Consider the following 12402-nt stretch of genomic DNA (forward strand, 5'->3'; position numbering starts at 1 on the left):
CAACACCCCCGCTAAAATATTTTTTAAACTTTTTGCACCAGCAATATTAACCCCCTGAAAATGAATTCTATCCAGCAAGGAAAGTTTTTAAAGATATTTTCACTCCATTTAAAGCGATAGAAAGTCCGTTTTTAAGAATCTTATTTTTTCCCCGAAAACTTCAATATTTATTTGAAAGATCAACACCTATAATGCAAAAAGCGGCTCCCGTAGAGTACAGGAACCGCTTTCAGAATTTTCATTCAATTATGAACCGCAAGCTTCGCAGCCCTCCGGATCATCCAATGAGCATTGCATATCGGAGCGATTGTCTCTTGGCATTACCGGCTTGGCATGTTCCTCTGCATATTGAACATAATTTAATTCCTTCTCTGTAACCACAGCTGTCGCTGGCTCAAGCAGCACTTCTGCCTGTTTGCTAACCGTAAACTGAACCGGATCTGATGCGGCGCGTGTACGCAAGTAATACATTCCCGTTTTAAGTCCTTTTTTCCAGGCGTAGAAATGCATTGATGTCAACTTGCCGAAATTGGCTTCCTCCATAAAGATATTCAGCGATTGAGACTGGCAGATGTAAGCCCCGCGATCGGCAGACATATCCAGCAAGCTTCGCTGCTTGATCTCCCATGCTGTTTTATAAAGATCCTTAATGTTCTGAGGAATGTTCGGAATAGCCTGAACTGAACCGCTTGCCCGGACAAGGTTATTCTTCATTTCTTCATTCCAAAGATTCAGACGAACAAGATCTTTAAGCAAGTACTTATTCACCACAACAAACTCGCCCGATAAAACACGTCTTACATAAATGTTAGAAGTAAATGGTTCGAAGCATTCATTGTTCCCTAAAATCTGGCTGGTAGATGCAGTTGGCATTGGTGCAAGCAGAAGCGAGTTACGAACACCGTGTTTAACCACCTCCGTTCTCAGCTTCTCCCAATTCCACCGATTGCTCTCCGGTGTTACATTCCACATATCGAACTGGAAGATACCTTTAGAGATAGGACTTCCTTCCCAGGTTTCGTACGGACCATTTTTGATAGCAAGCTCCATTGAAGCCTCCATTGATCCATAATAAATAGTTTCAAAAATTTCCTTGTTCAACTGGCGCGCTTCGTCCGAATCGAAAGGCATGCGCATCATACAAAACGCATCAGCTAAACCTTGTACTCCGATACCGATTGGCCTGTGCCGTTTATTGCTTTTCTCTGCCTCCGGAACCGGATAATAATTGAGGTCAATGATCTTGTTAAGATTGCGCGTGATTACCTTGGTAATCTCATACAACTTCTTATGATCAAAATGCATAAATCCATCCGCACCCTGCTCAACAAACTTCGGCAATGCAATGGACGCCAGATTACACACTGCTACTTCATCAGGCGCAGTATACTCGATAATCTCGGTGCAAAGGTTTGAGGACTTAATCGTACCCAGGTTCTTCTGGTTGGATTTGCTGTTCGCGTGGTCTTTGTACAACATATAAGGTGTACCTGTCTCTATCTGCGATTCCATAATCGCGAACCAAAGATCCTGCGCTTTGATAGTCTTCCTCGCCTTACCTTCTAATTCATATTGCTCATAGAGCTTTTCAAACTCCTCGCTATGCGTATCAGATAATCCCGGGCATTCGTGTGGATCGAATAGTGACCACGTATCGTTTGCCTCAACTCTCTTCATGAACAAATCAGGAATCCAGAGCGCATAGAAAAGGTCGCGCGCACGTTGCTCTTCCTTTCCGTGGTTTTTCTTCAAGTCCAGGAAGTCAAAGATATCTGCATGCCAGGGTTCCATATAAATAGCAAAAGAACCTTTGCGCTTGCCACCTCCCTGATCAACATATCTTGCTGTATCATTGAAAACCCGTAACATTGGCACTATACCATTGGATTGTCCATTGGTACCCTTGATATAAGAACCAGTCGCACGCACATCGTGAATGCTCAATCCGATTCCTCCTGCAGACTGTGAAATAAGAGCGCAGTTCTTAAGTGTATCATAAATGCCGCTGATACTATCTTCCTTCATCGTCAAAAGGAAACATGAAGACATTTGTGGCTTCGGTGTTCCTGCATTAAATAAGGTTGGAGTAGCATGTGTAAACCACTTTTCCGACAACAAATGGTAGGTTTCAATCGCAGCCTGGATATCATCCTGGTGAATTCCCACGGCAACACGCATAAGCATATGCTGTGGCCGCTCTACAATTTTTCCGTCAACTTTCAGTAAATACGATTTTTCAAGGGTTTTATAGCCAAAATAATCATAGGCATAGTCGCGGTCATATATAATAGTAGAATCAAAAAGAGACGCATTCTGACGGATAACTTCGTATACCTCCTTAGAGATAAGGGACGCATTCTCGCCGGTTTTAGAGTCTATATATGTATACAAGCGTTTCATTGTAGCCGAAAACGACTTCAATGTATTCTTATGCAGGTTTGAGATTGCTACACGGGCAGCCAGAATAGCGTAATCCGGGTGCTTTGTGGTCATAGATGCGGCAGTTTCTGCAGCCAGGTTGTCCAGCTCGGCCGTAGTTACACCATCATAAATACCGGACACTACCTTTTTCGCAACCTCGACAGGCTGGATGTACTTGGTGTCCAAGCCGTAGCTTAGTTTCTCAATGCGGGCCGTCACCTTGTCGAATTTCACGGATTCGCGGCGACCGTCACGCTTTATTACATACATAGACATATAATAGCTTGTTTTTTAGGAAGTTAGTGATGTATATTCTAAGAACTTTACTCGGAGTTGATTTCTAAAAATCTCCTGAAATAACATTAATTCGAGCGCATTCACAACCACACTTTTGAGGGAAAATCAAGCCTTCTGAGCAGAGTACAAATTATGAAATTGTTAAGAAACTTATTACTAGTGATTTAGCCCGGCAGACATGGAAATGGTTCTGGAAAAAATTTTTAAAATATTTCTCAACATAAAAATTTGTAAACTTTTTTTCGACCAAGCAGACCAGAAGTTCACACAAGCTCAACATTAACATCTGTAAATGAATATCTTACAATTCTCATTTGTTAATTGCAAAATTAAAATTTGTAAACTTTTATTTTTCAGTTCAAAAATTTACATCAAATAAGTACAACAGGAACGCATTAAACCTTAACCATCATATGCAACACAAAATCGAAAATGAAGCAAGAAGAACCTTTCTGAAAAGGTCTTCCGGAATCATTGCAGGACTGGCTGTCGGAGCCAATGTGCATGAAGCATTCGCACAGTCGCCGTTCAAGCCCGAATACAACATCCCGCTAGGGGTATATGCCGCCTACGACAAAGCCAATTTCCTGAGAGAATCCGGTTGTACATATATAGAGGAGTCTGTTGCCGGGTTCCTGATTCCCGCAGATGGAGATCAACAATATGAAAAGAACCTCCAAAAGCTGAAACAAGATAACTTCCCTATCAAATCTTATGTGATCCTGCTTCCAGCTGCATTAAAAACATTGGGCCCGGAAGCGAACCACGAAGCCATTTTGCAGCGGACAGAAGTTGTTTTGAAACGTGCCAAAGAATGCGGCTCCCAATATGTTGTGTTTGGAAGCGGCGGTTCACGGATTATCCCGGAAGGATTTGACAAAGCAACCGCAAAGGCGCAACACATCGATCTGACGAAAAGAATGGCGCCGCTTGCCGAAAAGTACGGCGTTACCATTGCGGTAGAGCCACTAAACCGGGGCGAGACAAACTTTATCAACAGCCTGGCAGAAGGAGTCGAGATTGTTGAAGCTGTAAAAAGCCCAAGAGTGAAGTTGCTATGCGACATTTTCCACATGTTAAAGGAAGACGAACCCGCAACCGAGATCGTGAAGTACGGCAAGCACATTGTCCATTGCCACATTGCTGAAAAGGAAAACCGCACACCGCCAGGTGTAAAGGGGGATGATTTCAGACCCTACCTGAGCGCATTGAAAAAGATCAATTACAAGGGCGGACTTTCCATTGAATGCTTCACTTACACCGATTTCGATAAAGAAGCAAAGCGCGGGATTGAGGTTTTAAAGCAGCAGCTGAGCGAAGTTTAAGATGCACACTCGGCGTATGGTACTAATATTTAAAAAGATACAGTTTTAAAACTTGGTTTGAAAAATTAGAATGTATACTTTTGCAATCCTTTTTGAGAATTGTATCGAAACATATAATACCATATACCAATGAAAAAAGATATTCATCCCAATTATAGAGACGTAGTTTTCTGGGATTTGTCGAGCGATTTTAAATTCATTACCCGTTCTACGATCGAAACCAGCGAAAATATCACTTGGGAAGACGGTAAAACTTACCCTGTTTACAAAGTGGAGGTTTCTTCTCAGTCACACCCATTCTATACTGGTAAAAACGTTCTGGTTGACACAGCCGGACGTGTTGACAAGTTTAGAAAACGTTACGGACAGAAAGAAGCTTAGTCACAAGCAGCTTCGTAGCCGATACATATTTATGAAAGCAGTCTCCTGGCAAATGTTCAGGAGGCTGCTTCTTTTTTTGTCCTAACCGATAAAATGCGCGAACTTTGGCAACACATACTGAAAAAATATGCCCGCTATAATCCTATTTGACGACCCGGTACTCCGCAAGCAACTGTTGCCACTTACATACACGAGACCTGTTGCCGGAATCCGTTGCGGTATTGACACAATTGCTGAGAAATGGAGCCGCGCATTACAATCACCTGTTTCTTTCCAGACTGAAAACTACCTCCGCCCCAAGTTCCCGCTGCATATCTCGCAGGATAATTGGTACGTTAATGGCGGACTGTGCCCGGACAACCAGCTGATCGCCGCAGCGCAGGATCTTGCAATCAATACAGTATTGACATCCCGGAACAATGAAGTACTTATTGTCAGAACTGACGGTCCGTGGGAACCGGCGCTGGGCGTCAATGAACTTACACCAGTTGCTTACCCGGGCTCATTCATTTTGATTCGTCAGGTTTGGGATATATTCGCATTCAATGCCGCGCAGATCAAAGCTGATTTTGAAAGGATAACCTCAAACAGGATTTCAGAACCGGTTACTGATCCATTTACACATATTTACAATCCTGCACAGGTATTTATTGAAAAAGGCGCAGTATTGAAAGCAGCCATTCTGAATGCAGAGAATGGACCGATATATATTGGTAAAAATGCATTGGTCCAGGAAGGCTCGACCATTCAGGGCCCGTTTGCTATGGGAGAAGCTTCTGTGCTGGCGCAGGGAACTAAAATCCGCCCAAATACAACCGTAGGGCCTTTTTGCAAAGCTGGCGGCGAAGTAAGTAACAGCATTCTTTTTGGATATAGTAACAAAGGTCACGATGGTTATCTAGGCAATTCAGTGCTGGGAGAATGGTGTAACCTGGGCGCGAATACCAACAATTCAAATCTGAAAAACGACCATAGCGCGGTGAAGCTGCACAGCTATGCAACCAATCAGCTCGAAAACACCGGTCTGCAAAATTGTGGACTGATTATGGGGGATTATTCCAAAGCCGGTATATCGACCATGTTCAACACCGGAACCGTCGTAGGCGTAAGTGTCAATGTGTTCGGTGGCGGTTTTCAGCAGAAACACGTTCCATCATTTTCGTGGGGAGGTACTGCCGAAGGTTTTTGCGAATACCGCTTGCAAAAAGCACTGGCAGTTGCATCAGATACAGTAAACAGGCGGAATATTACTTTTGAGGAAAAAGACGAAGCGATCCTGAAAGCCGTTTTTGACCAAACCAAAAACCAGCGTGTTTTTTGACAATGCTGCCATTGAATAAGATTAATTTCGATTACTGTGCTTTTTAAAGATATCCCCGGGCTTAAAGCAATAAAATCCACGCTGACGCGCTCGGTTAAAAACAGCCATTTGGCCCACGCACAGCTGTTTGACTACCCGCAGGGAGGCGCCGGACTTTCAATGGCGCTGGCTTTCGCGACCTATATCAATTGCGAAAACAAACAGGAAGAAGATGCCTGCGGTAAATGCGCCTCCTGTGCAAAAATGGAAAAGTTGATCCATCCGGATATGCACTTCATTTTCCCGACTGCCACTTCAAAAAAGGTCGATGGAAAGACAAGCGAGGCATTTCTCCCGCTGTGGCGTACATTCCTGATCGAAAATCCGTACCGGTTACTTCCCGACTGGCTGGATGAAATCGGTGCTGATAACAAGCAGGGTAATATTTCAGTGGAAGAAGCCAGGGGTATTTTACGAAAGCTTTCTGTAAAATCGTACGAAGGTGAATACAAGATCCTGCTGATCTGGAAACCGGATATCATGAATGCGGCATCTTCAAATGCAATTTTGAAAATCCTGGAAGAGCCGCCGGAGAAAACACTTTTTCTGCTTGTCAGTGATCAGTCTGACAAACTACTGACCACCATCATTTCAAGAACCCAGCGCATTACGGTTCCGGCATTCTCAGATCAGGAAGTGCGGGAATACCTGCGGAAATACAATGCAAACGAAGCTGCTATTAACCAGGCAGCTTACCTTTCCGACGGAAACCTGTCAGAAGCTTTGAAATTGGTGCATGAGGATGAAGACGATAGGTCGACCTGGTTTGCTGGCTGGATGCGTTCCTGTTACAGATACGATGTTTCGCACCTTGTCAAACTCGCCGACAGCTATGATACAATGAACAAAGAAAAGCAAAAAGGCTTGCTGGAATATGCATTAAGGCTTTTCCGCGATATGCTGATCTGGAGTCACGGCGCAGGCGACTTGCTGCGGGTACCGGAGGAGGAGCTTACGTTCGTTCAGAACTTCTCCAAAACCGTCAACTTCGGCGCGCTGGAAAAAATGATTGAAGAAGTAAATACGGCGCATTACCACATTGAGCGCAACGTACGCGCCAAAATGGTCTTGCTGGATCTTTCTCTTACGATAGCTCACTTTTTTGAACGCAAATGAAAGGAAAGGTGCAGTTGATCGGCGCAACCGATATTGTAGACCTGCCTGACCTGGGCTGGTTCAATGTACCCGTACGCATTGATTCGGGCGCAACTACCTCAGCAATCCATTGCTCCCGCGTTAAGCTTATTAAAGAAGGCGACAAAACGCGGCTTCAATTTTACCTTGATAAAAAGAAAGGAGCGCCGCAGCAATCTTACATTGTGGATAACTATAAAGAAACTGTTGTAAGGAATTCATCAGGCAAGGAGGAAAAACGGTATGTGATCAAAACCGGGATCAGGATTTTTGGTAAAAAGGTCCGCACGGAATTCTCGCTCGCCAACAGGAAGAAAATGCAGTATCCGATCCTGCTTGGCAGGAAACTTTTAAAAGACCGTTTTATCATTGATGTTTCCCAGAAAAACCTGTCGGCATCAAGACATTCAAATGCCCCGGATCATTTGAAATCAGACATTGAAAACCCTCGTCATCACAGCTAATCTCTCAAATTCTTTTATGAAAATCGCCGTATTATCCACCAATGCAGACCTTTATTCGACGCGACGTTTGGTGGAGGCAATCAAACAAAAAGGTCATGAATCCATTGTCATTGACCATGTTAAATGCTTTGTGATGATTGAAGGTGGCAAGCCTTCCATTATATATAAAGGAAAACCGGTACCTGAAATTGATGCGGCTATACCGCGGATCGGAACTTCGGTCAGTGCATTTGGCTGTGCAGTAGTACGCCAGCTGGAACTGATGAAAGTTTTCACCACGGTCAAATCCCAGGCGATATTACGATCACGTGACAAGCTGAGAAGTATGCAGGTTCTTGCAAAAGCGGGCATTGGTATTCCTAAAACTGTTTTTGCCAAAAACCCTTCGCAAGTCAACGAGCTGATCCACATGGTCGGCGGGCCACCTGTTGTAATCAAATTACTGGAAGGAACGCAGGGGGTAGGCGTGGTACTGGCGGAGACGATCAAAGCTGCAAAGTCTACAATTGAAGCTTTTTACGGCTTGCGTGCCAACTTTTTAATTCAGGAATACATTGCCGAATCAAAAGGAGCAGATATTCGTGCATTCGTCATTGGTAACAAGGTAATTGCAGCCATGCGCCGGCAAGGTGCCGACGGTGATTTCCGCAGTAACCTGCATCGCGGCGGCCAGGGCAGCCTGGTCGAATTGACGCCAGAGGAAGAGCACACCGCCGTGTCAGCTGCCAAAGCGTTGGGCGTCAAGATTGCAGGAGTAGATATGTTACAATCCGAAAGGGGCCCGCTGGTAATGGAAGTAAATTCATCCCCGGGGCTGCGCGGCATCGAAGAAATCAGTGGAATTGATATAGCCTCTTTAATTGTTAGCTACATTGAAGACAAAATTGTTACAGATGAAGGGGATACTGTTGGAGTTTAAAGGATTTAAGTAATAAAACATCATGCATATAAAAATAGGAACGCGCGGCAGCAGGCTCGCTCTCTGGCAGGCGTATTACGTCCGGGACCTCTTGCAAGCGGGCGGCATTGCATCTGAAATCGTTATTATTGAGACCAAAGGAGATAAAATTCTTGACAGGTCCTTGTCTAAAATCGGCAGTAAAGGAGTTTTTACCGAAGAGCTGGAAGACCAGCTGAGAAGTGGCGAAATAGATATCGCCGTTCACAGTGCAAAAGACTTACAGTCGCAGCTGGACGAAGCATTTGAAATCGTCGCATTCACCGAAAGAGAAAAAGCGAATGATGTATTGGTAAGCCACAACACTGCATTATCTCTTAAAAGTGGAGAACCATTTACAGTAGGTACGTCTTCTACGCGCCGCGTCGCCGTACTCCGGCATTTTTACCCTCATATTAAAACGGTAGATATGCGCGGCAACCTGCAAACGCGTCTTCGCAAATTGGAAGAAGGCCATTGCGATGCATTGCTCCTTGCCTACGCCGGGGTGCATAGGATGGAATATGATAATAAAATCGCGGAGCATTTGCTCCTGGACGAATTCACGCCCGCAGTGGGCCAGGGCAGCGTTGCGATTGAATGCGCTACTTCTCTGAGCGAAGAGAAAAAAGCCATTCTGAAAGATCTCCTCAACCATGTAGAAACAGAAATCTGCCTTTTGACTGAAAGAGCTTTCCTGAAAACATTGCAGGGTGGCTGCAGCATCCCCGTATTTGCAATGGCCACTTTGCAAAGCGAACAAATTCACATTACCGGCGGCATTATCAGTCTGAATGGAAGTGAGTTGATCCGAAAAACGCAAACCGGCGCACAAACCTTCCCCGAGGAACTCGGTACCGCATTGGCCAACGAGCTACTGGAAGCAGGCGCGGATCGGATTTTAGCGGAAATCAGGAATCCGAATAGCTGATTATTTGAATGCAGAAAACGCAAAAGCCCGGCACTGTGTCCGGGCTTTTTTGCTGTTAAGGGTTATTCTGGTTAGTCTTTCTTGGGAATTGAATCTGCTGGAACAGCAGGTTTCATGGGGATTGAATCCGTACGTACAGGTAGTGCTGTACTGTCCGGCTTTATAGTCGAGTCAGCGGGAACAACTGGCTTTGCAGTTGAATCCGGTATGATTGCCGGTCTCATTGTTGAGTCAGGACGCGCGGTTGAGTCTCTTCTCATTGTTGAATCCGGCCTTGTACCTGGCTGCATCGGCATTCCCTGACGCATTGGTCTTGCAGTACTATCTGCGCCTGCAGGCCTTGCTCCTCCTTGCGGCCTGCCGCCAGCTCCGCCTCTTGCAGGAGAGATACCGGGAACAGAAACCGCTGGCGCAGCTTGTCCGCCTCCGCCTGCATCCATTCCGCCCCCTTCACTTTTCTGGTCGTCGTTGTTAACCGACTTTCTTCTGCGAGATTTTTGCTCAACAAAAGTCATTTTACCAAAGCGGTAATTGAAGTTCACGCGGAATCCTCTGTTGAAAAGGAAATTCGTATTCTCCTGCGTGAATGTGGCCGATTCAAGGCTTGTACGCATTTTCATTGAAGGTGCCAGGAAGTTTTCCATTCCGAAACCAATGCCGCCGCGTTTGTTTTTGAAGTCTTTGCGGATACCCAGATCATACATACGGAAGCCAGCCTGTGTTCCCTGCAACTGAACGTCGCGTCCTCTTGCAAAACCGCCGAGCTGCAATCCCCAACCGTTTTTAATGGTCAAACTACTACGTAAACGTCCGCTAACCACAATCCCGCTGTTGCTAGACCGCAGTGAAGCGTCGCCGCTGTTATTCCTGAGATTGGAATAATAAGAATCAAAACCACCACCGATCTGCCATCTTTTGAACAATGTCAGGTTTCCGTAGACATTGACACCATAGTTTTTCTTCTCACCAATATTTCCATAAGTTGTCGAAATCACCCCATTTGCGTCTGTTGTACGGATACTTTCAATGGAATTATTGGTAAACCGCGCGAATGTTGCCACATTGATATACAAGGAGTTCTTGAAAAAACTGGTACCCAATTCAATCTGGTCCGTCAGCTCGGGGCGGAGATTGGGGTTACCGAACGAAATGTTGTTCGGGTTGGCAGAATTAATGTTAGGGTTTAGGAATTGAATGCCCGGACGTTGCAACCTGCGGTTATAACCCAATTTCACAGTCTGACCTTTGCCAAATGTCTGCGAAAGATTGAGGCTAGGTACCAGGTTGCTGTAAGCGGGCAGGTTTAATGCACCCTGCTCACCCTGCGTCGCGTCGATGCTGGTATATTCGTAGCGCGCGCCTGCTTTCACAGTGAAGCGGCTTTTGGTAGTAAAAGTATAGGAAGCATACCCTGCACCCACATTCTGGTCATAATCCAACGCGCTGTTCGGGCGGGCTGCTATCAGGCCTCCATACACAATGTTACTCACTACCTGACGGAAAATGCCTTTTCCACCAAATTCAAAAAGCTGATTGTCCTTGATCGGCGTTTGATAATCGATCTGAACTGTGCTTTCCTGGTTATGGCTATTGTTATCGTTCAATTCAGTGCCAAGCAATTCTCTTGTACTCACGCCACCCAGCAGGTTGTATACATCTGCGGTATAGTCGTTTGTACGGTTGTTGCGGCTGAATTGTGTCGAAATGCTTAATTCCTGTTGAGGTTTCGCGAGCGTTTTGATATAATCCACATTCACGTCCCACGTTCCTGACAAATCTTTTGAATTTACATCGCGGAAGCTGTTTTTCTCCGTACCCGCAGCAGACCGGTTCAGCGTGGTCAGATCCTGCATATTACGCTGGTTCCGCATTCCGTAGCGCACACTTGCTGAAAGAGACGTTTTTGAATCTATCTCATAATCCCATCCCAGGTTATAAGACCCGAATGCCATTTTGTTATCTGACTCACTGGTCTGACGTACCTGAAAGTTATCCACTTTTCCATTCTGGATATTCTCCGATTTACCAGGCATATTGTAGTTGAAACGGCCAAAACCGCCTAAACTGAAACCCATTTTACCAACCCGGTAGTTACCGCGAAGTCCGAGGTTAGAGCCACGGTTACCAATGCCCGTATCCAGGTTAAGCGTACCGCCCTGGATCGTGCTCTTTTTGGTAACAATATTGATAATACCCGCAGAGCCTTCCGCATCGTAGCGCGCAGATGGAGAAGTAATAACCTCAACCGACTTGATCATATCCGCCGGAATCTGGCGCAATGCATCGGCAACACTCGTCGCAATAATCGTGGAAGGTTTGTTATTGATCAAAACCCGAACATTGGAGCTACCTCTGAGTGAAACGTTTCCATCCAGATCCACAGTCAGCATAGGGACTTTTTTCATTACGTCAGAAGCGTCGCCGCCTTTGCTGGTAATGTCCTTTTCTGCATTGTAAACGAGCCTGTCAACCTTCTCTTCCACGAGCTGGGCCATTCCTACTACTTCTACTTCCTTCAACTGGACCACGTCCGGCGCCAATGTCACATTTCCGAGATCAATGTCCGATCGTCTGTCGATTTTGATATCGTTAATGGTTTTTGTTTTATACCCGATAAATGAAATGAGGATCTTGAAATTTCCGGATGCTACTTTCGACATTGCAAACTGTCCTTTCTCGTCAGTTGTGGTACCGTCGATCGGATTGTTCGTTTTAATATCCACGAGCGATAATGCAGCAAATTCCACCGGATTTTTGCTCACTGAGTCGATCAGGGTTCCACGTATTTTCCCGCTTCCGCTGCGGGTATCTTCGGCTGTCCCGGGAATAGCAGTCTGACGTTGTCTCTCGCCGCCGCCCCTGAAATCGCCGCCGCCGCCTGGCCTGCCTCCGCCACCTCCGCCGCCAAACTGTGCGTAGGCTCCAAATGTAATTCCCGAAAATAATGTCAGGAGTGTTAATCGTAAATTAAAGTTCATGGTTGGGTTGTATATAATGATCCACTATCCGAGTTTCAAAATAAGTACCTAAAAACGGCGTAGAAAAAAGGAATAGATAGAAACAGGTAATGTACCGATCAAAGTCGGGTTTCACACGACTAAGTAGCTTACGACTGTCGATGGATCTGCTTTACAAAAACCCCTAATCCCCAA

General features: G+C 45.4%; 9 protein-coding genes. 7 read left to right on the forward strand and 2 right to left on the reverse strand.

Annotated elements, in window-relative coordinates; all coding sequences use genetic code 11:
• Nucleotides 1-246: 246 nt before the first annotated feature.
• Nucleotides 247-2691 (reverse strand): ribonucleoside-diphosphate reductase subunit alpha, encoded by a 2445-nt coding sequence (locus tag ASG33_RS24415; protein ID WP_056291769.1) that lies wholly within the window; start codon nt 2689-2691, stop codon nt 247-249.
• A 440-nt stretch (nt 2692-3131) separates the two neighbouring features.
• Between ASG33_RS24415 and ASG33_RS24420 the strand changes: the two genes are divergently transcribed.
• From ASG33_RS24420 to hemC, 7 genes are all read left to right on the forward strand, one after another.
• Nucleotides 3132-4043, forward strand: a complete 912-nt coding sequence (locus tag ASG33_RS24420; protein ID WP_056292310.1) for a sugar phosphate isomerase/epimerase — start codon at nt 3132-3134, stop codon at nt 4041-4043.
• Nucleotides 4044-4172: 129 nt separating this feature from the next.
• Nucleotides 4173-4424: a type B 50S ribosomal protein L31 gene (locus ASG33_RS24425; protein WP_056291772.1), complete on the forward strand. Its 252-nt coding sequence runs from the start codon at nt 4173-4175 to the stop codon at nt 4422-4424.
• A 127-nt stretch (nt 4425-4551) separates the two neighbouring features.
• Nucleotides 4552-5745, forward strand: a complete 1194-nt coding sequence (locus tag ASG33_RS24430; protein WP_056291774.1) for a putative sugar nucleotidyl transferase — start codon at nt 4552-4554, stop codon at nt 5743-5745.
• A 36-nt stretch (nt 5746-5781) separates the two neighbouring features.
• The gene (locus ASG33_RS24435; RefSeq protein WP_056291778.1) at nt 5782-6900 is read left to right on the forward strand and encodes an ATP-binding protein; all 1119 of its coding nucleotides are present in this window, start codon (nt 5782-5784) and stop codon (nt 6898-6900) included.
• On the forward strand, nt 6897-7382 hold the full coding sequence (locus ASG33_RS24440; RefSeq protein WP_056291781.1) for a RimK/LysX family protein: 486 nt from the start codon (nt 6897-6899) through the stop codon (nt 7380-7382). The genes ASG33_RS24435 and ASG33_RS24440 overlap by 4 nt, the downstream gene beginning before the upstream one ends.
• 16 nt (nt 7383-7398) lie before the next feature.
• Entirely contained in the window at nt 7399-8301 is a 903-nt protein-coding gene (gene rimK / locus ASG33_RS24445) for a 30S ribosomal protein S6--L-glutamate ligase (protein WP_056291784.1), read from the forward strand.
• 22 nt (nt 8302-8323) lie between these two features.
• A complete protein-coding gene (hemC, locus tag ASG33_RS24450; protein WP_056291786.1) occupies nt 8324-9250 on the forward strand; it encodes a hydroxymethylbilane synthase in 927 nt (308 codons plus the stop codon).
• Between the two features lie 71 nt (nt 9251-9321).
• On the opposite strand, the gene ASG33_RS24455 is transcribed toward hemC, so the two are convergent.
• On the reverse strand, nt 9322-12228 hold the full coding sequence (locus ASG33_RS24455) for a TonB-dependent receptor domain-containing protein (protein ID WP_056291789.1): 2907 nt from the start codon (nt 12226-12228) through the stop codon (nt 9322-9324).
• Between the last annotated feature and the right edge of the window lie 174 nt (nt 12229-12402).

Origin of the sequence: Dyadobacter sp. Leaf189, from assembly GCF_001424405.1 — a bacterium.
Lineage (GTDB): Bacteria > Bacteroidota > Bacteroidia > Cytophagales > Spirosomataceae > Dyadobacter.